Genomic DNA, 23,724 nt, shown 5'->3' on the forward strand with positions numbered 1-23,724 from the left:
CCGCGCGCCGCCGAGGCGCGGGCGGTCAGCCGGCCCGCTCGATCCGCTGGGGCGGCAGCACCGGCTGGAGCCGGAGCATCCGCTCGACGAGGCGGAGGAACATCCCGGCGTCCCGCAGCAGGTCGTCGGCGTCGCGGTGGCTCGCCGCGCCGGCTATGCCGGCCTCGGCCCGGGCCCGGCGGTCGGCGCCGGCCGCGAACAGGGCGCTCCACTCGGTGAGTTCGGGGGCGACCTCGGGCAGCACCTCCCAGGCGCTCCGGATGGACTTCCGGCGGCGCGCGGTGGGCTCCGGCCGGCCGCGCACGGCGAGGACCGCGGCCGCGGCGCGCAGCGCGGCCAGATGGGCGGTGGCGAAGCGTTCGTTGGCGGACTGCTGGGTCTCGGCCTCGTCGAGACCCCGCCGGGCCTTGGTGAGCAGGTCGAGGGCGGCGGGCGGCGCGGCCGCCCGGCGCAGGACGGGGTGGACATCGCTCGGGGGACCGTACGCAGCGGAGCTGCCCGCGGCGGGACGAGCTGCCATGACGAACCTCCTGTCGTCGCACGGCGGTTGGGGACCGGCGTGCCGATGCGGACCGTATGCACCCATCGTGCGGCACACCACTGACAATCGACCCTGACCTGCGGTTTCGCCGGAAAAGCGGACATCGCGCGGGGAACCGGGAACGGTTTTCGCGGAATTCCGGGGAACCCCTTGCGGAGAGCGGGAGGGGTCCCTACTTTCAACTGACCAGTCAGTGCAAGGGAGGGTTCGTGGACGGCGGACACGACGAGGAGGGGGCGGCCGATGCGCTCGCCGAAGCTGGCCGCGCTTGAGCTGAAGCGGTTCGGCAGGGGGAAGCTGCCGCGCGCCGCACTGGCCGCGCTCCTGCTGCTGCCCCTCCTGTACGGAGCGCTGTACCTGTGCTCCTTCTGGGATCCCTACAGCCGGCTGGACCGGATACCGGTCGCACTCGTCGACGAGGACCGGGGCGCCGACGTCGGCGGGCAGCACCTCTCCGCGGGCGCCGGCATCGTCGCCGGGCTGCGCGACAGCCACACCTTCGACTGGCACCAGGTGGACGCCGAGGAGGCCGGCCGGGGAGTCGAGGACGGCACGTACTTCCTCTCGCTGTCCATTCCGCGGGACTTCAGCCGGCGGCTCGCCTCCAGCTCCGGGGACCACCCGGAGACCGGCGCCCTGAAGGTGCGCACCAACGACGCCAACAACTACATCGTCGGCCAGATCTCCCGGACGGTCTTCTCCGAGGTGCGCGCGGCGGCCTCGGCCAAGGCGTCGCGGACCTTCCTCGACAAGATCTTCGTCTCCTTCTCCACCCTGCACGGCAAAACGGAGCAGGCCGCCGACGGCGCGGACCGGCTCAAGGACGGCATCGGGCAGGCCGAGGACGGCGCCGGCAGACTGGCCGACGGCCTGGGCACCGCCAAGAACGGGAGCGCCCGGTTGGCCGGCGGCCTCGGCGACCTCGACGCCGGCGCCGGACGGCTCAGCCGGGGCGGCGCCGACCTCGCCAAGGGCGCCGGCGTCGCCGCCGAGGGGTCGCGCCAACTGGCCGACGGTTCCGGGCAGGTGGCCCAGGGGACCCAGCAGCTCGCCGACACCGTCAACGGGGTCGTCGGCAAGGTGGGGCCGTTCGTCCGGGCCCACGGCAAGGAGATCGGGGAGGCCGCGCGACTGGTCGCGGACGGCGCCCAGGCGGTCCGCGACCACCTGGACAAGCTGCCCGCGGCGGCGTCCACGGGCGCCAGGCTCTCCCGCGGCATCTCCGACCACCTCGCCGCGTACTACCGGCTGCGCTGCGGCACCGGCCTCGACCTGGCGGCCGACTGCGCCGAGCTGAAGCAGCTCACCGAACAGGCGGACGCGGCGGCGGGCACCGCCGAAGAGGTCAGCGGCTACGTCCACGACCAGAAGAACCTCGACCGGCTCGGCCGGGACCTGGACACCCTGCACTCCCTCGCCTCCGAACTGGCCGCGCACGGCCCGACCCTCGGCGCCGACATGGACGCCGCGGTGCGGAAGATCAACGACCTCAACGAGGGCGCGCACGAGGTCTCCGCCGGCGCCCGCCAACTGGCCGCGGGCAACGCCCAGTTGGCGGCCGGCGCGGACCGGCTGGGCACCGGGGCCCGGCAGCTGCACGACGGCACCGGGCGCGCCGCCGCCGGGATGACCGACCTGGACGCCGGCGTCGGCCGCCTCAAGGACGGCGCGCGGACGCTGGACGGCGGGATGTTCAAGCTCTCCGACGGCTCCGCGCAGCTGGCCGGCGGACTGCACGACGGGGCACGGCAGATCCCCGACTACGACCGGCAGGACCGCGACGCGCGCACCCTGGTCATGTCCGACCCGGTGCAGTTGGCGTCCGGTTCGGCCCACAAGGCGCCCAACTACGGCACCGGGTTCGCCCCGTATTTCATCCCGCTGTCCCTGTGGGTGGGCGCGATGGTGGCGTACATGCTGATCCCGCCGCTCAACCGCAGGGCGCTGGCGATGGGCGCGCCCTCCTGGCGGGTGGCGCTGTCCGGTTGGCTGCCGGTGTTCGGCATCGGGGTGCTCCAGACCGCCGCGCTGATGGCCGTGCTGCACTTCGCGCTCGGCCTCCAGATGGCCCGGGCAGCCGGCACGATCGGCTTCCTGATCCTGGTCACGGGCTGCTTCTCGGCGCTCGTGCAGTGGCTGAACGCCAAGTTCGGGCCGGCCGGCCGGATTCTCGTGCTGGCGCTGCTGATGCTCCAGCTGACGTCGGCGGGCGGCACCTATCCGGTGCAGACCAGTCCGGGCTTCTTCGGGGCCGTCCACCCCTTCCTGCCGATGAGTTACGTCGTCGAGGGACTGCGCCGGCTCATCACGGGCGGCGACCTGGCACCCGTGTGGCAGGGCGGTGCGGTGCTGCTGGCCTTCACCCTCGGGGGGCTCGCGCTGACCGCCCTGGCGGCGCGCGGCCGCCAGGTGGTGCGGATGAAGGACCTCCACCCGGAACTGAGCCTGTGAGCGCGCACACAGTGACTACCGGCAGAATCGCCCCCATGGACAGCTCCAACACACGCCGCGACGCCACCCGGCGCAAGCTCTTCGAGGCCGCGGTCACGCTCATCGCCGAACAGGGCTTCTCCTCCACCACGGTGGACGAGATCGCCGAGCGGGCGGGGGTCGCGAAGGGCACGGTGTACTACAACTTCGCGAGCAAGAACGTCCTCTTCGAGGAGTTGCTGCGGCACGGCATCGAGTTGTTGGCGACGTCCCTCCAGGCGGCCGCCGAAGAGGTCGCCGACGGGGGCGGCACCCGGGTCGACGCCCTGGACGCGATGATCCGGGCGGGCCTGGAGTTCATCGCCCGCTACCCGGCGCTCACCCAGCTCTACGTCGCCGAGCTGTGGCGCACCAACCGGGCGTGGCAGTCCACGCTCATGGTGGTGCGGGAGCGCGCCATCACCGTGGTGGAGAACGTCCTGCGGGAGGCCGTGGCCGGCGGGGAGCTGAGCGAGGAGATCGACATCCCGCTGACCGCCTCGGCGCTGTTCGGCATGGTCCTGGTGGCCGCCCTGGACTGGCAGTCGTACCAGCCGGACCGGTCGATCGACGATGTGCACGCGGCGCTGTCCCGGCTCCTCCAGGGGCGGGTCACCGGCCGGCCCGCCTAGGGAGCCCCCGCTCCCCCCGGAGCGCCCACGGCCCCGTTCGGGCACACGAGCCTGTTCGGGCACACGGGCCCGTACCGACAAATGGGCGCTGCCCTGGCACGGATCGTTCCCCCGACCGATCCGACCAGGGCAGCACCGTCCCCCGTCATTCCCCCGTACTCCCCCGTCGTTCCCCCGTTCCGTCCGGGAGCCGCGCCGTTCCGCCGCCCCGTGTCGGCGGTGCGGCGCCGCTTCCCGTCCGTGGCCTCCACTCTTCCGTCCGGGCGGGCGCCGGCCCATCCGCGTACCTACTCATCTCGCCGTCTGAGTACGGATACTCAAAGCTGAGCACCCGGCGCCACGAACCGGGCGCCGGGGCCCCTACAGCGCCTACGATCTGCGGCGTGTCCGTACTTCCCTTGGTCTTCACCAGTGGCTGGGCGAGCGGGATCAACGCCTACGCCGTCGTCCTGCTCCTCGGTCTGCTCGGCGCGACCGGGGTCTCCGACGAGGTCCCCGCCGCGCTGGAGCGGCCCGATGTGCTGATCGTCGCCGCGGTGCTCTTCCTGGCCGAGGCGATCGCCGACAAGGTCCCGTACGTGGACTCCGTCTGGGACGCCGTGCACACCGTGATCCGGCCGATCGCCGGCGGGGTGGTGGCGGCGCTGCTGGCCGGGCACGACGGGTCGCTGCCCCAGCTGGCGGCCGGCGCCGTGGGCGGCTCCACGGCGCTGGTGAGCCATCTGGTCAAGGCGGGCACCCGGATCGCGGTCAACACCTCGCCGGAGCCGGCCAGCAACATCGTGGTGAGCCTGGCCGAGGACCTCGGCGTCGCGGGGCTCGTCGCGTTCGCGCTGTTCCATCCGTGGATCGCGGCGGGCATCGCGGCGGTGCTGCTGGTCGCGGGGATCGCGGTGGTGGTCCTGCTGTGGTCGCGGATCCGGCGGTATCTGCGGCGCCGGCGTGCGCGGCGCGCGGAGCGGCGGCTCGCCGTGGCGGACGCCGACGCCGCGCCACCGCCCGGCTGAGCCCGCCGCCGGGCGGGCGGCGACCGTCGGCGGCGTTGTCGGTGCCGCCGGTTAAAGTCGCAGGCATGGCAGGGATTGCAGTGATCGGCGCCGGGATGGGCGCCATGGCGGCCGCCGCCCGGCTGGCCGTCGCGGGCCACCGGGTGGCGGTGTTCGAGCGCGGTGCGACGTACGGCGGCGCGGTGGGGCGGTTCGAGCGGGACGGCTTCGCCTTCGACACCGGGCCCGGCCTGCTGCATCTGCCGGCGGTCTACCGCGATCTGTTCGTCAAGACCGGCCGTGAGCCGCTGGAGCAGTGCGTCGAGCTGACCCAGGTCGATCCCGCGAGCCGGCATGTCTTCCCCGACGGCACCGTCGCCACGCTGCCGAACGCCTCGCGGGCCGGCGTCCTCGCCGCCCTGGACGAGGCCCTCGGCGCCGGCCGTGGCGAGCGCTGGAGCGACCTGATGGTGCGCGCCCGGGAGGCGTGGGACGCCACCCGCCGGCCGCTCCTGGAGGAGCCGCTGCGGGCCGACTGGAAGGTGCTGGGCCGCGACCCGTATCCGGCGGTGCGCCGGCGCCGCCTGTTCGGGCCGGGCCGCGGCAAGGGCCCGACGACCGCCACCCTCGCCGAGGTCGCCCGCCGCGAACTGGCCGACCCCCGGCTGACCGCCCTCCTGGAGAGCCACGCCCTGGCGTACGGCTTCGATCCGCGCACCGCCCCGGCGAGCGCGGCCGTGCTGCCCTACATGGAGCAGACCTTCGGCAGTTGGTACGTCGCCGGCGGCATGCGGGCGCTGGCCGACGCGCTGTACGAGCGCTGCCTGGCCCGCAGGGTGGAGTTCACCTTCGGCGCCGAGGTGACCCGGATCGTGGCGAAGGACGGCCGGGCCGCCGGTGTGGAGCTGGCCGACGGGCGGTCGGCCGACGCCGAGTTCGTGATCTCGGGCATCGACCCGGTCCGGTTGCCGGAGCTCTGCGCCGGCCGTGCCCTGTGGGACGAGGGCGACGTCCGCCCCGCTCCGGGGCCGGGCGAGGGGGCCGCCGCGCGGCTGACGGTCTGCCTGGCACTGCGCGGCGCCCGCCCGGCGGACGCGGTGCACCGCACGGTGGTCCACGCCGCCGACCGCGCCGCGGAGCTGGCCGCCGTCTTCGGCGAAGGCCCCCAGGAGCCGTGCGCCCGGCCGACGGTGACGGTGCTGCGCCCCGACGACCCCGCGACCCGTCCCGACGACGATCACGAGGCGGTGACCCTCACGGCCGCCGTCGCCCACGGCCCCGTGGACCGGCTCGGTCCCGGGGCCCTGGAGCGGGCCGCGGACCGGCTGGTCGAGACCGCCGAGGCGGCCGTACCGGGCCTGCGGGAGCGGGTGCTGTGGCGGGAGGTCCGCTCGCCGGCCGACAGCGGCCCGGTGCCCGGTCCGGCACTGCCGGGCCGGGAGGGGCGCTTCCTGCGGCCCGGCAACCGCACCCGGATACCGGGGCTCTACGCCGTCGGCGGCTGGTCCCACCCCGGCGGCGGGCTGGCGCACGCGGGGATGTCCGGGGCGCTCGTCGCCGGCCTGATCGTGCACGGCGACGACTGGCACGGCTCGGAGTGAGCCCGGGGCGCATCGGAACGCCGGGGGCGGTGCGGGGGAACGCGGGCGCCACCCAGGGCCGGGCTGCACCCAACAAGCGCCCGAGCGCCCCGAGTTGGCCGAGCTGACCCGCCCGGCCGCCCCGGTCCCGCCGCTCAGTAGTGGTAGTACTGCTCGCCGTATCCCGGCTGCTGGGGCGGGTAGGACGGCTGCTCGGCCGGGTGGTGCCCGGTGTCGCGCTGCTGCGGCACCCAGACCCCGTCCGGCGGCGGCTGGGGGTACTGCTCCTGGCCGTACGGCTGCGCGTGCTGGCCGTGCTGGCTCTGCTCGTCCTGATGGCCGGGCTGCCCGCCGAAGGCGTCGTAGGCATCGGGCTGGTACGGCGGCCGGCCGAACGGATCGGGCTCCTCGTACGGCTCGTAGTGCGCGGCGTACTGCTGGGCGCCGATGTACGGGTCGGAGTAGGGCGCCTGGGCACCGTGGTGGTAGGAGCCGTCGTCGTAGGCCGGGTAGGGGTCGGCGTAGCCGTCCTGACCAGCGGGCTGCCCGGTGGGCTGACCTGCGGGCTGGCCGTAACCGCCGCCGTAGGCATGGCCGTTGGCCTCGCCGTAGCCGTGGCCCTCGCCCTCTGCAGTGACGTTTCCGAAGAGGTCGTACGAGGCGTCGCCGGGCTGGTCGGGGCGGGCGTCGGGGCTGTAGACGCCGTAGGTCCCGGTCTCGTCCGGCATCGGCTGGGGCGCGTAGACGGTGGGGGCGTCGGCGTAGGCGTAGGCATAGCCGAAGTCCGGGGCGGCGGCGGGCGGTTCACCGGGGGCGGCCGGGTCCTGCTGCGGCGCGTAGGGGCCTCCGGTCCCGATGCCGTCGTCGCCGTGGTTCCCGTGGTCGCCGGCCGCCGGCTCCGTGCCGCTCCCGGCGGCGTCCGGCGGCGTCTCCTCCGTCAGCCCGGAGACCTGGAGGTTCGGTCCGGCGGCGGCGCCGCGGGAGGGGCGGGCGCGGCGCCGGCGGTTCGGCTTGGGCCGTCCGCCGATCGTCCAGCCCTCGGTGTAGCCGCGGCGGACGGAGAGCGTGACATACGTCTGCCCGATCGCGAAGGCGACCGCTCCCAGCGCGATCACGACGACCGACGGCAGGAGCACGCCGGTCACCACGCCCAGGAAGCCGCCCAGCGCCAGCAACCGCCAGCGCAGCGGTGCCTTGTTCTGGAACAGCACCTCGCCGAGCAGCCACAGGGCGACCAGGGCGAACGCGATGTAGAGGATCGTCCAGCCCATATGCGCCCCTCTTCCGCCGGATCCCGGCCGCCGTGCTCAGGGCCGCTGGTGCAGCCCCAGATTCTCGTAGATTTCCAGAGTGGCCGTGGAGTGGTTCAGGGTGATGAAGTGCAACCCGGGCACGTCCTCGGCCATCAAGCGCGCACACAGGTCCGTCGCGTACTCGATGCCAATGGAGCGTACCGCCGCCGGGTCGTCCTTGACCGCGAGGATGCGCGCTGCGAGCTCGGGCGGGAAGGCGGCATTGCTGAGCTGCGCGAACCGCTCGATCTGGCGCACGTTGGTGACCGGCATGATCTCCGGAATGATCGGCGTCGGGCAACCCGCGGCGTGGACCCGGTCGCGCAGCCGGAGATAGTCCTCCGGGTAGAAGAACATCTGCGTGATGGCGAAGTCGGCGCCCGCGCGGCACTTGTCGACGAAGTGCCGGATGTCGGTTTCCCAGTCCGTCGAGCGCGGGTGCATCTCGGGGAAGGCGGCCACGCCGACGCAGAAGTCGCCGGACTCCTTGATCAGCCGGACCAGGTCGGCGGCGTGGGTGACACCGTCGGGATGTCTGATCCACTCGCCCATGGGGTCGCCCGGCGGGTCGCCGCGCAGCGCGAGCATGTTGCGGATGCCGGCGTCGGCGTACTGGCCGATGACGTTGCGCAGCTCGGCGGTGGAGTGGTTGACCGCGGTCAGGTGGGCGACCGGGGTGAGGGTGGTGTCGGTGGCGATGCGCTCGGTGGCACGGACCGTCCCGTCGCGGGAGGTGCCACCGGCACCGTAGGTCACCGACACGAAGGTCGGGGCGACGGCCTCGATGCGGCGAATGGCGTTCCACAGGGTCCGCTCGCCCTTCTCCGTCTTCGGGGCGGCGAACTCGAACGAATAGGAGCGCTTACCGGAAGCAAGCAGGTCGCGCACGGTCCGTGCGCGATCAGTCCTGGTGGAAGCTGTACCTAGGGCCATACCGGCAGGTTATCCACACCCCGGACGGACACCAACCGGCATCGGCGTAATGCCTGGTTGGTGCGGTTCCTGTCCACTACGTGGACATCTCGCGTCCATCCCGGGGCTTCCGGGGGCGCCCGCCGCTCCTCAGGCGGACCAGGTCCGGACCCGCTTGGCGAGCTCCGCGGCGGCCGCGCCCGGGTCGTCGGCCTCGGTGATCGCGCGGACCACCACCACCCGGCGGGCGCCGGCGGCCAGCACCTCGTCGAGGTTGCCGGCGTCGATCCCGCCGATGGCGAACCAGGGGCGCTCGGGCTCGTGCGCGGCGGCGTACCGGACGAGGTCCAGTCCGGGGGCGTGCCGGCCGGGCTTGGTCGGGGTGGGCCAGCAGGGGCCGGTGCAGAAGTAGTCGACGCCGGGCTCGGTGAGTGCGGCGTCCACCTCCGCCTCGGCGTGGGTGGAGCGGCCTATCAGGGGCTCCGGGCCGAGGAGGGCGCGGGCGGCCGGGACCGGCAGGTCCCCCTGGCCGAGGTGGAGCACCTGGGCGCCGGCGGCGTGCGCGACGTCCGCGCGGTCGTTGACCGCGAGCAGGGTGCCGTGGCGCCGGCAGGCGTCCGCGAAGACCTCCAGGTGGCGCAGCTCCTCGCCGGCCTCCATGCCCTTGTCGCGCAGCTGGACGATGTCCACGCCCGAGGACAGCACCGCGTCCAGGAACTGCGGGAGGTCGCCCTGGCGGGTGCGCGCGTCGGTGCACAGATAGAGCCGGGCGTCGGCCAGGGCCTGTCGAGCGGTGGTCATCGGGCGGCTTCCCCCTCGTCGGCGGCGTACGGACCGGGCGGGCCGGTCCGTACGCCGCGTGGATGCGGTTGCGTGTGCGGTTGCTGCGGGACGCGGGTGCGTCAGACGGCCAGCGCCTGGGCCCGGCGCTTGACCTCCGTGCCGCGATTCTCGCGCAGCGCCTGCGCCGGGGTGCCGGGCAGGGTGTCATCGGCGGTGAAGAGCCACTCCAGCATCTCCTCGTCGGCGAAGCCGTCGTCCCGCAGGAGCGTCAGCGTGCCGGCGAGGCCCTTGACGACCTTGCCGTCCTTGATGAATTCGGCGGGCACCTGGAGCACACGGTTCTCGCCGCGGCGCACCGCGATCAGCTGGCCCTCCTTCACCAGCTGCCGCACGCGGGTCACCTCGACGTCGAGTTCCTCGGCGATGTCGGGGAGGGTGAGCCAGGCGGGGACGAGTCCATCGATGTTTGCGTCAATCTCGGTCACAGGACAAGCGTGCCACCTCCCACTGACAGCCGGTAGCCGGGCATCGCCTACGGCGCGCGCGTGCACACCGCCGGGTGAGCCCGGCGGGCCGGGGCGCGCGCCGCCCCGTTCGGCGGCCCCGGACCGGACTGCCCTACAGGACCGCGGACTTGAGCGGAACGGTCGCGTCCGCGACCCGCTCCCGGTCGAGCAGCGCGCCCTTCTCGATGAGCCGGCGCCCCTGGGCCAGATCCCGCGGCCGCCCCACGGCCAGCAGTGCGACCAGCCGGCCGGCCGGCCGCCCGGCGCCGCCCTCGGCCGGCCCCTCGCCCGGCTCCCGGCCGCCCCGAAGCCAGATCACCGACCAGGCCGCGCCGGCCGGATCGCCGCGCCAGACCAGTTCGTCGGCGTCCACGTGGTGGCCGGCGTACTGCACGAACCGCCCGAACTGCTCGGACCAGAAGTACGGCACCGGGTCGTAGACCACCCCTTCCGCCTCGCCGCGGGCGATGTTCTCGGCCACCGTGCGGGGCCCCTGGAGGGCGTTGTCCCAGTGGTGGACCAGCAGCCGGGTGCCGTAACGGGCCGACGGGAAGGAGGCGCAGTCGCCGACCGCGTAGACCCCGGGGACGGAGGTGCGCAGCCGCTCGTCGGCCAGCACCGAGCCGTCCTCGGGCGAGAGGGCGACGCCGGAGCCGGCCAGCCAGGCGGTGGCGGGGCGGGCGCCGATCCCGACGACCACGGCGTCGGCGGGCAGCACGGTGCCGTCGGCGAGGGCCACCGCGTCGCCGGTGACGGAGGCGACCCGGGCGCCGGTGCGCAGCTCGGCTCCGGCGTCGGCGTACCAGCCGGTCATGTACGCGGCGACCTCGGCGGGCAGCGCGCCGGCCAGCGGGTGGTCGGCGGCCTCGACGACGGTGACCTCGCAGCCGGCCTCGCGGGCGGCGGTGGCGAACTCGGCGCCGATCCAGCCGGCCCCCACCACCACGATCCGGTGCTGGGCGGCGAGCACCGGGCGCAGCCGTTCGGCGTCGTCCAGGGTGCGCAGCAGGTGGACTCCGGGGAGCCCCTCGCTGCCGGGCAGCCGGACCGGTTCGGCACCGGTGGCCAGGACCGCGTAGTCGTAGTGGACCGGGCCCTCGGCGGTCTCCACGACGTGCTCCTCGGGGCGCAGCGCGGTGACCGGGCGGCCGAGGTGGAGGTCGATGCCGAGACCGGCGAAGTCGATGTCGAAGGCGGAGCCGTCGGCCTTGCCGAGCAGCACCGCCTTGGACAGCGGGGGGCGGTCGTAGGGCTGGTGGGGCTCGTCGCCGAGGAGCGTGATCGCGCCGCGCCAGCCTTGTTCGCGCAGGGCCACGGCGGTCTGCACACCCGCCATCCCCGCGCCGGCGATCACCACGCGCGGCGTGCGGACAGGGGCCTGGGGAGACTTGCTCTGCTCGCTCACCCACTCACTTTAGGACGGCGGGCGACGCGGCCCGCAGCACCGCGCAAGGAGATCTCTGACACAGCGTCACGCGCCGTGGCACCCGGTGCGGCCCCGGTGGCCCGGCCCGTGGCCCGGGCGCTCCCTTACGGCGGCCCGCGGCCCGTATTAGGGTGGTGCACGCACTCGCGGGAGCCCGGACGCACCGGGCTGAGAGGGAGGCTGGCCGGCCTCCGACCGTACGAACCTGATCCGGGTCATGCCGGCGAAGGGAGGGGCTGGACGCCCATGCATCCATCCGCCACACCATCGGACCCGCCGCGGCCGGCGGACCGGCACCCCGATGTGCTGGTCGTCGGCGGCGGCATCATCGGGCTGGTCACCGCCTGGCGGGCGGCCGGCCGCGGGCTGCGGGTCGCGGTCGCCGACCCCGCGCCCGGCGGCGGCGCGGCACAGGTCGCGGCCGGCATGCTGGCCGCGGTCACCGAGCTGCACTACGGCGAGGAGACGCTGCTGGGGCTCAACCTGGCCTCCGCACAACGGTATCCGGAGTTCACCCGGGAACTGGAGGCGGCGAGCGGGCAGCGGATCGGCTACCGGCGGAGCGGCACCCTCCAGGTCGCGCTGGACGCCGACGACCGCGCCCACCTGCGGGAACTGCACACCCTCCAGGTCCGCTGCGGGCTGGACTCGCAGTGGCTGACCGGGCGCGAGTGCCGCCGGCTGGAGCCGATGCTCGCCCCCGGGGTGCGCGGCGGCCTCCGGGTGGACGGCGACCACCAGGTCGATCCGCGCCGACTGGCGGGGGCCCTGCTGGCCGCCTGCGAGCGGACCGGGGTGGTCTTCCACCGCACGCGGGCGGAGCGCCTGACGACCGCCGGCGGGCGCGCCTCGGGCGTCGAACTCGCCGACGGGACACGGCTGTCGGCCGGCCAGGTCGTACTGGCCGGGGGCAGCCTCAGCGGCCGGCTGGAAGGCGTCCCGGAGGCCGTGCGGCCACCAGTGCGGCCGGTCAAGGGGCAGGTGCTGCGGCTGCGGCTGCCGGACCCGCCGCCCGGCGGACCGCCGTTCCTCTCCCGCACCGTACGGGCCGTGGTCCGGGGCAATCCCGTCTACCTGGTGCCCCGGGAGAGCGGCGAACTGGTCCTCGGCGCCACCACCGAGGAGCTGGGCTGGGACACCACGGTCACCGCGGGCGGGGTCTACGAGCTGCTGCGGGACGCCCACGAGCTGGTCCCGGGCCTGACCGAACTGCCGCTGACCGAGAGCCTGGCCGGGCTGCGCCCCGGCTCGCCCGACAACGCACCGCTGCTCGGGCCCACCGCGCTGCCCGGCCTCCACCTGGCCACCGGCCACTTCCGCAACGGCGTGCTGCTGACACCGGTCACCGGGGACGTGATGGCCGAGCTGCTGTCCACCGGGACCGTCCCGGAAGCGGCCCGCCCCTTCTCCCCCGCGCGTTTCTCCCCCGACGTCCAGGAGGAGCAGCGCACCCGTGCCCCCGAGGAGCAGCCCATATGAGCGCCCCCGGTACTCCCGGTACCCCTGACCCCACCCACCCCACCGACAACTCCGGCGCCCCCAACGGCCCCACGGTGTCCGTCTCCGTCAACGGGGCCGCCCGCCGGATCCCCGGCGGCCTGACCCTCGACCGGCTGGTCGCCACGCTGTCCCAGGCGCCGACCGGCGTGGCGGCCGCGGTCAACGAGACCGTCGTCCCGCGCACCCAGTGGCCCACCACCGCGCTCGGCGACGGCGACCGCGTCGAGGTGCTGACCGCCGTCCAGGGAGGCTGATCCACGGACATGACCGACACCACAGTCGAACGGGGCACCGCCCCCGCGGCGCCCGGCACCGCCCCCGCCGGCGCCGACCCGCTCACCATCGCCGGGGCCTCCTTCGGCTCCCGGCTCATCATGGGCACCGGCGGCGCGCCCAGCCTCGACGTCCTGGAGCGCGCCCTGCTGGCCTCCGGCACGGAGCTGACGACCGTCGCCATGCGGCGGCTGGACCCGACCGTGCAGGGCTCGGTGCTCTCCGTCCTCGCCCGGAACGGGATCCGGGTGCTGCCGAACACCGCGGGCTGCTTCACCGCGGGCGAGGCGGTGCTCACCGCCCGGCTCGCCCGGGAGGCACTCGGCACGGACTGGGTCAAGCTGGAGGTCGTCGCCGACGAGCGGACCCTGCTGCCCGACCCGGTGGAGCTGCTGGACGCCGCCGAGACCCTCGTGGACGACGGGTTCACCGTGCTCCCGTACACCAACGACGATCCGGTCCTGGCCCGGAAGCTGGAGGACGTGGGCTGTGCGGCGATCATGCCGCTCGGCTCGCCGATCGGCTCCGGACTGGGTATCCGCAACCCGCACAACTTCCAGCTGATCACCGAGCGCGCGGGTGTCCCGGTCGTCCTGGACGCCGGCGCCGGCACCGCCTCGGACGCCGCGCTCGCCATGGAGCTGGGCTGTGCGGCGGTGATGCTGGCGTCGGCGGTGACCCGCGCCCAGGAGCCGGAGCTGATGGCGTCGGCGATGCGGCACGCGGTGGTGGCCGGCCGGCTGGCGCACCGCGCGGGCCGGATCCCGCGCCGCCACTTCGCGCTGGCCTCCTCGCCCACCGAGGGCGTACCGGAACTGGATCCGGAGCGGCCGGCCTTCTAGGCCACGCGGTCCGCCGCCGCCCCGGCCGGTTCCGCGAACTCGGCCGGGGCGGCGGTGATCACCTCGTCGAGCAGGTCCCGGGAGGCCAGCAGCGCCTCGATGGAGTCGGTGAGCCGGGCCCGCTCCCGGTGCAGTTCGCCGACCAGCTGCGGACAGGTCGGCACCAGGCGCCCGTCGTCGTCGCGCAGGCAGGGCAGCACCTGCGCGATGGTCGCGGTGTTCAGCCCGGAGGTCAGGAGGGTGCGGATGCGGCGGACCTGGGCGACGTCGGCCTCCTCGTAGAGGCGGTAGCCGGCGGCGGTCCGCCCGGGACTCAGCAGCCCCTGCTCCTCGTAGTAGCGCAGCAGCCGCTCGGTGGTGTCGGTCCGGCGGGCCAGCTCGCCGATCAGCAGCGTCGTCATCGGCTCCCCCTCCTCTGGTGCGGTGGTGCGGTGGCGCGACGCGACCCGCCTCCTGGGGTGCGACCACGTCCGCGGCCGGATTATTCCGTGCCGGACCAGCCCCGGGCCGGCCGCCCTCCCTTGTCACGGTTCCGCTGCGGTCGCCCGGGAGAGTGGCCGGGACGTCCGGCGTGTCGGTAGGGGCTCGTAGACTCGTCTGCCGTGGATACGACGCTGCAGGACCCGCTCGTGGGCCAACTGCTCGACGGCCGCTATCGCGTCGAGGGGCGCATCGCCGCCGGGGGCATGGCCACCGTCTACCGGGCCGTGGACACCCGGCTGGACCGTGTGCTCGCGCTGAAGGTGATGCACCCCGGCCTGGCCGTGGACGAGGCGTTCGTCGACCGCTTCATCCGTGAGGCCAAGTCCGTCGCCCGCCTCTCGCACCCCAATGTGGTCGGCGTCTTCGACCAGGGCACGGACGGCACCTACGTCTATCTGGCGATGGAGTACGTCGCCGGCTGCACCCTGCGCGACGTGCTGCGCGAGCGCGGCGCCCTGCGGCCGCGGGCCGCGCTGGACATCCTGGAGCCGATCCTGGCCGCGCTGGGTGCCGCGCACCGCGCCGGTCTGGTGCACCGCGACATGAAGCCGGAGAACGTCCTGATCGGCGACGACGGCCGGGTCAAGGTCGCCGACTTCGGCCTGGTGCGCGCGGTGGACACGCACACCACCGCCTCCACCGGCTCGGTCCTGGGCACGGTCTCCTACCTCGCCCCCGAGCAGATGGAGCACGGCACCGCGGACGCCCGGGTCGACGTCTACGCCTGCGGCGTGGTGCTCTACGAGATGCTCACCGGCGGCAAGCCGCACACCGGCGGCTCCGCCGCGCAGATCCTCTACAGCCATCTGCACGACGACATCACCCCGCCCTCCGAGCTGGTGCCGGGGCTGGCCCCGGAGCTGGACGAGCTGGTCGCGGCGGCCACCGCCCGCGCCCCGGAGGCCCGCCCGCAGGACGCGGTGGCGCTGCTGGCCCGGGCCCGCTCGGCCCGCGCGCCGCTCACCGAAGCGCAGCTGGACGTCGTCCCGCCGCAGGCCAGACAGGCGGCGGCCGCGGACGAGGAGCGGACGGACGTGATTCCGCGCCCGGCCGGTGTGCAGCTCCCGCTGCCGGCCGAGGGCGGGGCGCCGCTGGACCGCACCAGCCGACTGGAGATGCCGCCGGCCGACCCGGTGCCCGCCGACGGCCGGACCACCCGGCTGCGGCCGGTCCGCCCCGACCCCGGCGCGACACCGGCCGAACGGCGGCTCCGGCAGCGGCGGATCACCACCGTCGTGGCGGCCGTGCTGCTGGTCCTCGGCATCGGCACCGGCGTCTGGTACGTCAACGTCGGCCAGTTCACCCAGGTCCCGGCGGTGCTGGACATGACGCAGGCCAAGGCGCAGCAGACACTGCGCGACGAGGGGCTGGGCGTGAAGGTGGAGCGCGGCTTCAGCGCCAACGTCCGGCGCGGCCATGTGATGGCCACCAAGCCGGGGACGGGCGAACGGATCCGTGGCAACGGCACGGTCACCGTGGTCGTCTCCCGCGGCCCGGACCGGGTCGCCGTCCCCGACCTGGCCGGCACCCCGCTCGCCGACGCCCGGCGCAAGCTGCGCGACCTGGGCCTGGTGCCGGGCACCGAGACCAGGACGTTCAGCGACGAGGTCGCCAAGGGGTCGGTGATCCGTACGGACCCGGCCGCGGGCAGCAGCCGGCGGCCGGACACCGCGGTGGCGCTGACCGTCAGCCGGGGCGCGCCGGTCGACGTGCCGGACGTGGTCGGCAAGGCGCGGGAGGACGCCGCGTCGGCACTGCGCCGGGCCGGTTTCCAGGTGCGCTTCGCCGACCAGCCGGTCTTCGCGCCGCAGGACAAGGACGCGGTGGCCCGCCAGTCGCCCGGCGCGGGCGGCACCCTGGGCAAGGGCGACACGGTCACCCTGACGCTGTCCAAGGGCCCGGAGATGGTCACCGTGCCGGACGTCGGCGGCAAGAACACCGCGGACGCCACCAAGGCGCTGACCGACCTCGGCTTCGCGGTGACGGTGGACAAGCCGTTCCTGTTCCCGCAGGACAGCGTCGCCTCCCAGTCGGTCGCGGCCGGCGGCCAGGCCCCCAAGGGCAGCACGATCACGATCCGGCTCAAGGGCGCGTTCTAGGCATGCCGTCCCGGGTGCCCCGCGACGGTCGCGGGGCACCTGGCACCCTGGGAGGGTGAGTACTCCCCTGTCCCCCGAGGGCGCCGCGCAGCGCGCCCGCGCACGCAATCCGGTCGGCGGCCATGTGCCGGTGGCCGGCGGCCTGGCCAAGGTGGGCCTGTCGTACGCCCGGCAGATCGGCTGCGAGGCCGTCCAGGTCTTCGTCGCCAATCCGCGAGGCTGGGCGACGCCGCCCGGCAGCCCCGAGCAGGACGCGGCGTTCCGCGCGGCGTGCGCCGAGGAGGGCATCCCGGCCTATGTGCACGCGCCCTATCTGATCAACTTCGGTTCGCACACCGCGGCGACGGTCGAGAAGTCCGTGGCGTCGCTGCGCCACTCGCTGCGCCGGGGCCGGGAGATCGGCGCGCTCGGGGTGGTGGTGCACACCGGCTCGGCGACCGGCGGACGGCCCCGGGAGACGGCGCTGGCGCAGGTCAGGGAGCAGGTGCGGCCGCTGCTGGACGAGCTGACGCACGACGACGACCCGTGGCTGCTGCTGGAGCCCACGGCCGGCCAGGGCGCCTCGCTGTGCGCGCTGGCGGAGGACCTGGGTCCGTACTTCGAGGCGCTGGACCGTCACCCGCGGCTCGGGGTGTGCCTGGACACCTGCCATGCCTTCGCCGCCGGGCACGACATGGCGGCGCCGGGCGGGACGAAGGCACTGCTGGACGAGCTGGTGGAGGTCACCGGCGAGGGCCGGCTGAAGCTGATCCACGCCAACGACTCCAAGGACGTGGTCGGCGCGCACAAGGACCGGCACGCGAACATCGGCGCCGGCCACATCGGCGCGGAACCGTTCGCCGAGTTGTTCGCCCACCCCGCGACCAGCGGCGTCCCGCTGGTGATCGAGACCCCGGGCGGCGAGGAGGGCCACGCCGCGGACGTGGCGCGGCTGAAGGAGCTGCGGACGGCCTGAGCGGGCGGGGCCCGGGCGGGGCCGCCCGGGGGTTTCAGATCTCCGGGCCCTCGCCCGGCTCCTCCTGGTAGGTGTAGCGCTGCTCGCGCCAGGGGTCGCCGAGGTTGTGGTAGCCGCGCTCCTCCCAGAAGCCGCGGCGGTCGGCCGTCATGTACTCGACGCCGCGCACCCACTTGGGGCCCTTCCAGGCGTAGAGGTGCGGCACGATCAGCCGGACCGGGAAGCCGTGCTCGGCGGTGAGCAGTTCGCCGGAGCGGTGGGTGGCGAAGAGGCAGTTCTCGGCGCCGAAGTCGCCGATCCGGAGGTTGGAGCTGAAGCCGTACTCGGCCCACACCATCACGTGGGTGGCCTCGGGCGCGGGCGGCGCCAGCTCCAGGATGGTGCGGGTCAGCACCCCGCCCCACTCGGCGCCCAGCATGCTGAACTTGGTGACGCAGTGCATGTCGGCGACGACGGTGGTGTACGGCAGCGCCGTGAACTCCTCGTGCGTCCAGCAGTGCTTGGCCCCGTCGGCGGTGGCGCCGAAGACCCGGAACTCCCAGCGCTCGGGGCGGAACTTCGGGACCGGCCCGTAGTGCGTCACCGGCCAGCCGCGCTGCAGCCGCTGTCCCGGAGGCAGCACAGGCTCCTCGTCGCGACGTTCCGGCTGACCCATGCCCCCATGGTGTCAGACCCCGGAGGGTGCCGATGACCAGGGTGGTACGGAATCGGGCAACTCGTGCTAAGTGTGAACTTACTGGACGGCTCGCTCGACGCGGTGCGAGGATGCGCGGCACTTGCCCAGAACTCGCGTGAAAGGGGCCCGCAGCCATGCAGGGCGACCCCGAGGTCATCGATTTCCTCAACGAGCAGCTGACCGCCGAGCTGACCGCGATCAACCAGTACTTCCTGCACGCGAAGATGCAGGAGAACTTCGGCTGGTACAAGCTCGCCAAGTACACCCGCGCCGAGTCCTTCGACGAGATGAAGCACGCGGAGACACTGACCGACCGCATCCTCTTCCTCGAAGCGCTGCCGAACTACCAGCGGCTGTTCCACGTCCGGATCGGCCAGACCGTCACCGAGATGTTCCAGGCCGACCGGCAGGTCGAGGTGGAGGCGATCGACCGGCTCAAGCGCGGCATCGAGGTCATGCGGGCCAAGGGGGACATCACGTCGGCCAACATCTTCGAGGACATCCTCGCCGACGAGGAGCACCACATCGACTACCTCGACACCCAGCTGGAGCTGGTCGAGAAGCTCGGGGAGGCGCTCTACCTCGCCCAGGTGATCGAGCAGCCGAGCTGACGGCCCGGCATGACGCACCGCGGCGGGACGCCCCAGGGCGTCACGCGGCCGCCCGGAGGCCCACGGGCGCCGGTGCGGCCGCCTCCGCGGCCGGCGGCACGGCGGGCACCGACGGCACGCCCGGCACGGCGGACTCGTCGAGCACCGGGCCCGACGGCCCGGACTCCGGCCGCAGCGCGTCGGGGGCGCCGCTGTCGATCAGCTCGCGGCGGGGGCACGCACCCCGGCCCAGCAGCGCCTGGATGCGGCGTACGCAGTTGCCGCAGTCCGTGCCGGCCTTGCAGGCGGAGGCGACCTGCCGGGGCGTGCAGGCGCCCCGGTCCGCGTGCTCGCGGACCTGCTTCTCGGTGATGCCGAAGCAGGAGCAGACGTACACGCGGGTTCACCTCCGTAAGGGCGCCCCACCCGATCCCGGTGATCGTCAGTGAGGTAACCCTTACCTTACCTGCGGCGGCGGGTGCGGGACAACGGGGGGCAACGCAGTGGGGCGCGGATCACAGGATCCGCGCCCCACCCGTCGTAAGCCGCCCGCTACTGGTCGCGGTACATCTCCGCCACCAGGAAGGCCAGGTCCAGCGACTGGCTGCGGTTCAGCCGCGGGTCGCAGGCGGTCTCGTAGCGCTGGTGCAGGTCGTCGACGAAGATCTCGTCGCCGCCGCCCACGCACTCGGTGACGTCGTCACCGGTCAGCTCGACGTGGATGCCGCCCGGGTGCGTGCCGAGGCTCTTGTGGACCTCGAAGAAGCCCTTGACCTCGTCGAGCACGTCGTCGAAGCGGCGGGTCTTGTGGCCCGAGGCCGCCTCGAAGGTGTTGCCGTGCATCGGGTCGCAGATCCACACGACCTGGGCGCCGGAGGCGGTGACCTTCTCCACGAGGTGGGGGAGCTTGTCGCGGATCTTGTCCGCGCCCATCCGCGTGATGAAGGTGAGCCGGCCGGGCTCGCGGTGCGGGTCGAGCCGGTCGATGAGGGTGAGCGCGTCCTCCGGGGTCGACGTCGGGCCGAGCTTCACCCCGATCGGATTGCGGATCCGGGAGGCGAACTCGATGTGCGCGCCGTCCAGTTGGCGGGTGCGCTCGCCGATCCAGACCATGTGGCCCGAGACGTCGTAGAGGTTCCCGGTGCGGGAGTCGACACGGGTCAGCGCCGACTCGTAGTCCAGGATCAGCGCCTCGTGCGAGGAGTAGAACTCGACGGTCCGGAACTCCTCCGGGTCCACCCCGCAGGCGTTCATGAAGTTCATCGCCCGGTCGATCTCGCGGGCCAGCGCCTCGTAACGCTGGCCGGAGGGCGAGGACTTCACGAAGTCCTGGTTCCAGGCGTGCACCTGGCGCAGGTCGGCGTAGCCGCCGGTGGTGAAGGCACGGACGAGGTTCAGCGTCGCCGCGGAGGCGTGGTACATCCGCTGGAGCCGCTTCGGGTCCGGGATGCGGGCCGCCTCGGTGAACTCGAAGCCGTTGACGGAGTCGCCGCGGTACGTCGGCAGGGTCACCCCGTCGCGGGTCTCGGTCGGCTTGGAGCGCGGCTTGCTGTACTGGCCGGCGATCCGGCCGACCTTGACCACCGGGACGGACCCGGCGTACGTCAGCACGGCGCCCATCTGGAGGAGCGTCTTGAGCTTGTTGCGGATGTGCTCGGCGGAGACGGCGTCGAACGCCTCCGCGCAGTCGCCGCCCTGCAGCAGGAACGCCTCGCCTCGGGCGACCGCGCCCAGGCGCTCGCGCAGCTGGTCGCACTCGCCGGCGAAGACCAGCGGCGGATAGGACTCGAGCTCGGCGATCACATCGCGCAGAGCCTCTTGGTCCGGCCAGTCGGGCTGCTGCGCCGCGGGCAGGTCTCGCCAGGTGTTGCCACCGGCGTGGGTTTCAGCGTTCACGGTCACACCCCCACATTACGGGGTCCGGACGGGGTGTCCGTCCGCCATCCGGACTGTGAGACGCCGCGGCGCCGGTGATCCGGTAGGGTGCCCGCCATGCAGACGCGACCGAGCACGCACCTGAACTGGTGGTGGACCGCCCAGCCGGCGGCCCACTGATTCGCGTACGCATCCCACAGACCGCGAAGGCCGCCCGAGGGGCGGCCTTCGGTGTTCCCGCGGCCGTTCCCTCCATATCGGAAGCACTCCCGGAAGGAACCGCCATGCACCCCCACCCCCACCCCCAGCCCCGGCCCGACGCCGCCGCACTGGTCCAGCGGCTGCTGGACCCCGCCTGCCCGCCGTTCGCCCTGCTCCGCCGCCGCGCCCCGGGCCGGGACGGCACCCTCGTCGAGGTGCTGATCGGCGAGGTCACCGAGGTCGAGCGGCTGGCCGACATCCCGCTCGGCGAAGGGGTGCCGACCGGGCCGGTCACCGACGCGCTGGCCCTGGTCCCGTTCCGGCAGATCCGCGAGCGCGGCTTCCGGGCGCACGACGACGGCACCCCGCTGGCCGTGCTGCGCCCCGCCGAGCGCCACGAGCTGCCGCTGGACGCGCTGCTGGCCGCGCTCCCGGCGCACGCCGTGCGGGTGGACGGCGGGGCCTTCGACGTCGACGACGCGGCCTACGCGGAGATCGTCGAGCGGGTGGTGCGGGAGGAGATCGGCACCGGCGAGGGCGCCAACTTCGTCGTCCGCCGGACCTTCGAGGGGGAGGTCCCCGGCTTCTCGGCGGCCGACGCGCTGGCGCTGTTCCGGCGGCTGCTGGCCGGCGAGCGCGGCGCGTACTGGACGTTCGTGGTGCACCAGCCGGGGGTGCGCACGCTGGTCGGCGCGAGCCCCGAGGTGCACGTCCGGATGGCCGGCGGCACCGTGGTGATGAACCCGATCAGCGGGACCTACCGCTACCCGGCCGAGGGGCCCACCGCGGAGGACCTGCTGGCGTTCCTCGGCGACCGCAAGGAGGTCGAGGAACTGTCGATGGTGGTCGACGAGGAACTGAAGATGATGTGCACCGTCGGCGACCAGGGCGGGGTGGTGGTCGGGCCCCGGCTCAAGGAGATGGCGCACCTCGCGCACACCGAGTACGAGCTGCGCGGCCGCTCCACCCTGGACGTGCGGGAGGTCCTCAAGGAGACGATGTTCGCGGCGACGGTCACCGGGTCGCCGGTGCAGAACGCCTGCCGGGTCATCGAGCGGCACGAGCCGGTCGGCCCGGACGGGCGCGGCCGCGGCTACTACGCGGGCGCGCTGGCGCTGATCGGCCGGGACGCGAGCGGGACGCAGACGCTGGACTCCCCGATCCTGATCCGCACCGCGGACATCGGCGCCGAAGGGCGGCTGCGGGTGCCGGTCGGCGCCACCCTGGTGCGCGCCTCCGACCCGGCCGGCGAGGTGGCCGAGACGCACGCCAAGGCGGCCGGGGTGCTCACCGCGCTGGGGGTCCGGCCGGCGCCCGTACGGCCCGCGGCCGGGCCGGCGCCGCGGCTGGCCGACGACCCCCGGGTGCGGGCCGCGTTGGACGCCCGCCGCGCCGACCTGGCCCCCTTCTGGCTCCGGATGCAGACCACCGCCCCGGTCGCCGGGCTGCACGGCCACGCCCTGGTGGTCGACGCCGAGGACACCTTCACCGCGATGCTGGCGCATCTGCTGCGCACCTCGGGGCTGACGGTGACGGTCCGCCGCTACGACGAGCCGGGCCTGCGCGCGGCCGCCCTCGCGCACGAGGGACCGGTGGTGCTGGGCCCGGGGCCCGGCGACCCGACCGACACCGCCGACCCCAAGATGCGCTTCCTGCGGTCCCTCACCGCCGACCTGGTCGCGTCCCACCACCAAGGCATCCTGGGCGTGTGCCTCGGCCACGAACTGCTCGCCGTGGAGCTGGGGTTGGAGATCGTCCGCAAGGAGGTCCCGTTCCAGGGCGCCCAGGAGCGGATCGACTTCTTCGGGCGGACCGAGACGGTGGGCTTCTACAACACCTTCACGGCCCGCTGCGACGACCGGACCGCGGCCGAACTCGCCATGCACCGCGTGGAGGTGAGCCGGGACGAGACCACCGGCGAGGTGCACGCGCTGCGCGGCCCGGGCTTCGCCGGGGTGCAGTTCCACCCCGAGTCGGTGCTGACCCTGGACGGCGCCGCGGTCACCGCGCGGCTGCTGGCAGCTGTCCTCGTGTGACCAGGAGGTTCTCGCTGGTGCGGCCGGCCAGATGGTCCTCCACGTTGGCCACGGTGGTCTCGATGATCCGGCCGACCGCCTCCTCGGTGAAGTACGCCTGGTGCGAGGTGACCAGCACGTTCGCGAAGGTCATCAGCCGGGCCAGGACGTCGTCGCCGATGACGTCCAGGGACCTGTCCCGGAAGAACAGCCCGGCCTCCTCCTCGTAGACGTCCAGGCCGACGCCGGTGAGCCGGCGGGCCTTGAGCGTCTCGACCAGGGCCGCGGTGTCGATCAGCCCGCCGCGGCTGGAGTTGACCAGGATCGCGTCGTCCTTCATGGCGGCCAGCGCGGCGGCGTCGACCAGGTGCCGGGTGTCGTCGGTCAGCGGGACGTGCAGGGTGACCAGGTCCGCCTCGGCGAACAGCCGCTCCCGGGGGACGTAGGCCATGCCGAGCGCCCGGCACTCCGGGTTCTCGACGAGGTCCCAGCCCAGCAGCCGCATCCCGAAGCCGTGGGCGATCCGGGCGAAGGCGGTGCCGATCCGGCCGGTGCCGAGCACCCCGGCCGTGCGGCCGTGCAGGTCGCGGCCCATCAGGCCGTCCAGCCGGAAGTCGAAGTTGCGGGTGCGGTTGGCGGCCGGGACCAGCCGCCGGTTCACCGCCAGCGCCAGCAGCCAGGCGAACTCGGCGACCGCGTACGGCGAGTAGGCGGAGACCCGGCCGACGGTCAGGGCGAGATCGGCCGCGGCCTCCAGGTCGATGTTGTTGAAGCCGGTGGAGCGCTGGGCGACCATCTTGCTGCCGCCGGCGGCGAGGGTCTGCAGCACCTCGGCGCTCAGGTCGTCGTTGGCGGAGGTGGAGACGATCTCGTAGCCGTGCGCGATGGGGGCGGTGTCGCGGTTGAGGAAGACGTCCAGGCAGCGGACCTGGTGGCGGCCCGCGAACGCCCGCTCCAGGAGCTTCCGCTCGTCCGTCTGCACACCGAAGGCGACGATCTCCACGGTCTTCTCCCCGTTCTCCCCCGCGGAAGCAATGGGCCGTATATGCCGGACGTGTCGCGTCATGGCGAATATACGGCCCCGCGCC

22 protein-coding genes and 1 riboswitch are annotated in these 23,724 nt (G+C 74.0%); of the genes, 11 read left to right on the forward strand and 11 right to left on the reverse strand.

Going from position 1 to position 23,724, the window contains the following annotated elements:
- Positions 1-25: 25 nt before the first annotated feature.
- The gene (locus K2224_RS26125) at positions 26-520 is read right to left on the reverse strand and encodes an SAV_6107 family HEPN domain-containing protein (RefSeq protein ID WP_221908940.1); all 495 of its coding nucleotides are present in this window, start codon (positions 518-520) and stop codon (positions 26-28) included.
- 264 nt (positions 521-784) lie between these two features.
- On the opposite strand from K2224_RS26125, the gene K2224_RS26130 reads away from it, so the two are divergent.
- The 4 genes from K2224_RS26130 (at position 785) to K2224_RS26145 (ending at position 6,229) form a co-directional block, all read left to right on the forward strand.
- On the forward strand, positions 785-2,992 hold the full coding sequence (locus K2224_RS26130; protein ID WP_221908941.1) for a YhgE/Pip domain-containing protein: 2,208 nt from the start codon (positions 785-787) through the stop codon (positions 2,990-2,992).
- A gap of 35 nt (positions 2,993-3,027) precedes the next feature.
- Positions 3,028-3,642, forward strand: coding sequence for a TetR/AcrR family transcriptional regulator (locus tag K2224_RS26135; protein ID WP_221908942.1), 615 nt, complete (start codon positions 3,028-3,030; stop codon positions 3,640-3,642).
- A gap of 383 nt (positions 3,643-4,025) precedes the next feature.
- Positions 4,026-4,649, forward strand: coding sequence for a DUF4126 domain-containing protein (locus tag K2224_RS26140; RefSeq protein WP_221908943.1), 624 nt, complete (start codon positions 4,026-4,028; stop codon positions 4,647-4,649).
- Positions 4,650-4,714: 65 nt separating this feature from the next.
- The gene (locus K2224_RS26145; protein WP_221908944.1) at positions 4,715-6,229 is read left to right on the forward strand and encodes an NAD(P)/FAD-dependent oxidoreductase; all 1,515 of its coding nucleotides are present in this window, start codon (positions 4,715-4,717) and stop codon (positions 6,227-6,229) included.
- Between the two features lie 134 nt (positions 6,230-6,363).
- On the opposite strand, the gene K2224_RS26150 is transcribed toward K2224_RS26145, so the two are convergent.
- From K2224_RS26150 to K2224_RS26170, 5 genes are all read right to left on the reverse strand, one after another.
- Entirely contained in the window at positions 6,364-7,479 is a 1,116-nt protein-coding gene (locus K2224_RS26150) for a hypothetical protein (protein ID WP_221908945.1), read from the reverse strand.
- A 36-nt stretch (positions 7,480-7,515) separates the two neighbouring features.
- Complete coding sequence (metF, locus tag K2224_RS26155) at positions 7,516-8,433, reverse strand: methylenetetrahydrofolate reductase [NAD(P)H] (RefSeq protein WP_221908946.1); 918 nt, start codon at positions 8,431-8,433, stop codon at positions 7,516-7,518.
- Between the two features lie 129 nt (positions 8,434-8,562).
- Entirely contained in the window at positions 8,563-9,213 is a 651-nt protein-coding gene (gene thiE / locus K2224_RS26160) for a thiamine phosphate synthase (protein ID WP_221908947.1), read from the reverse strand.
- Positions 9,214-9,314: 101 nt separating this feature from the next.
- Positions 9,315-9,680 (reverse strand): Rv2175c family DNA-binding protein, encoded by a 366-nt coding sequence (locus K2224_RS26165; RefSeq protein ID WP_221908948.1) that lies wholly within the window; start codon positions 9,678-9,680, stop codon positions 9,315-9,317.
- Between the two features lie 133 nt (positions 9,681-9,813).
- Positions 9,814-11,106: an NAD(P)/FAD-dependent oxidoreductase gene (locus tag K2224_RS26170; protein ID WP_221908949.1), complete on the reverse strand. Its 1,293-nt coding sequence runs from the start codon at positions 11,104-11,106 to the stop codon at positions 9,814-9,816.
- Positions 11,107-11,263: 157 nt separating this feature from the next.
- A riboswitch (TPP riboswitch) is annotated at positions 11,264-11,376 on the forward strand.
- Between K2224_RS26170 and thiO the strand changes: the two genes are divergently transcribed.
- The 3 genes from thiO to K2224_RS26185 all read left to right on the forward strand — a co-directional run bounded on the left by thiO (position 11,374) and on the right by K2224_RS26185 (position 13,742).
- Positions 11,374-12,606, forward strand: a complete 1,233-nt coding sequence (gene thiO, locus K2224_RS26175) for a glycine oxidase ThiO (RefSeq protein ID WP_221908950.1) — start codon at positions 11,374-11,376, stop codon at positions 12,604-12,606. Its footprint overlaps the riboswitch before it by 3 nt.
- Before the next feature lie 74 nt (positions 12,607-12,680).
- Positions 12,681-12,881, forward strand: a complete 201-nt coding sequence (gene thiS, locus K2224_RS26180) for a sulfur carrier protein ThiS (protein ID WP_221909931.1) — start codon at positions 12,681-12,683, stop codon at positions 12,879-12,881.
- A 9-nt stretch (positions 12,882-12,890) separates the two neighbouring features.
- Positions 12,891-13,742, forward strand: a complete 852-nt coding sequence (locus K2224_RS26185; RefSeq protein WP_221908951.1) for a thiazole synthase — start codon at positions 12,891-12,893, stop codon at positions 13,740-13,742.
- Here K2224_RS26185 and K2224_RS26190 read toward each other — a convergent pair.
- Entirely contained in the window at positions 13,739-14,143 is a 405-nt protein-coding gene (locus K2224_RS26190) for a MerR family transcriptional regulator (RefSeq protein ID WP_221908952.1), read from the reverse strand. The genes K2224_RS26185 and K2224_RS26190 overlap by 4 nt on opposite strands.
- A gap of 201 nt (positions 14,144-14,344) precedes the next feature.
- On the opposite strand from K2224_RS26190, the gene pknB reads away from it, so the two are divergent.
- Together pknB and K2224_RS26200 are read left to right on the forward strand one after the other, a co-directional pair.
- Complete coding sequence (pknB, locus tag K2224_RS26195) at positions 14,345-16,324, forward strand: Stk1 family PASTA domain-containing Ser/Thr kinase (protein ID WP_260693285.1); 1,980 nt, start codon at positions 14,345-14,347, stop codon at positions 16,322-16,324.
- Between the two features lie 55 nt (positions 16,325-16,379).
- Positions 16,380-17,279 (forward strand): deoxyribonuclease IV, encoded by a 900-nt coding sequence (locus K2224_RS26200; protein ID WP_221908953.1) that lies wholly within the window; start codon positions 16,380-16,382, stop codon positions 17,277-17,279.
- A gap of 34 nt (positions 17,280-17,313) precedes the next feature.
- On the opposite strand, the gene K2224_RS26205 is transcribed toward K2224_RS26200, so the two are convergent.
- Positions 17,314-17,934 carry a sulfite oxidase-like oxidoreductase gene (locus tag K2224_RS26205; RefSeq protein ID WP_221908954.1) on the reverse strand — a complete coding sequence of 207 codons (621 nt, stop codon included), beginning with the start codon at positions 17,932-17,934 and terminating at the stop codon, positions 17,314-17,316.
- A 155-nt stretch (positions 17,935-18,089) separates the two neighbouring features.
- Here K2224_RS26205 and bfr point away from each other — a divergent pair, with 155 nt between their 5' ends.
- Positions 18,090-18,566, forward strand: coding sequence for a bacterioferritin (gene bfr, locus K2224_RS26210; RefSeq protein ID WP_221908955.1), 477 nt, complete (start codon positions 18,090-18,092; stop codon positions 18,564-18,566).
- A gap of 40 nt (positions 18,567-18,606) precedes the next feature.
- On the opposite strand, the gene K2224_RS26215 is transcribed toward bfr, so the two are convergent.
- Both K2224_RS26215 and K2224_RS26220 read right to left on the reverse strand, forming a co-directional pair.
- The gene (locus tag K2224_RS26215) at positions 18,607-18,942 is read right to left on the reverse strand and encodes a bacterioferritin-associated ferredoxin (protein WP_221908956.1); all 336 of its coding nucleotides are present in this window, start codon (positions 18,940-18,942) and stop codon (positions 18,607-18,609) included.
- Between the two features lie 155 nt (positions 18,943-19,097).
- Positions 19,098-20,447: a class II 3-deoxy-7-phosphoheptulonate synthase gene (locus K2224_RS26220; protein ID WP_221908957.1), complete on the reverse strand. Its 1,350-nt coding sequence runs from the start codon at positions 20,445-20,447 to the stop codon at positions 19,098-19,100.
- Positions 20,448-20,704: 257 nt separating this feature from the next.
- On the opposite strand from K2224_RS26220, the gene K2224_RS26225 reads away from it, so the two are divergent.
- A complete protein-coding gene (locus K2224_RS26225) occupies positions 20,705-22,657 on the forward strand; it encodes an anthranilate synthase family protein (protein ID WP_221908958.1) in 1,953 nt (650 codons plus the stop codon).
- Here K2224_RS26225 and K2224_RS26230 read toward each other — a convergent pair.
- Positions 22,623-23,639 (reverse strand): 2-hydroxyacid dehydrogenase, encoded by a 1,017-nt coding sequence (locus K2224_RS26230; RefSeq protein ID WP_221908959.1) that lies wholly within the window; start codon positions 23,637-23,639, stop codon positions 22,623-22,625. The genes K2224_RS26225 and K2224_RS26230 overlap by 35 nt on opposite strands.
- Positions 23,640-23,724: the final 85 nt, after the last annotated feature.

It is taken from the genome of Streptomyces sp. BHT-5-2 (assembly GCF_019774615.1).
GTDB lineage: Bacteria > Actinomycetota > Actinomycetes > Streptomycetales > Streptomycetaceae > Streptomyces.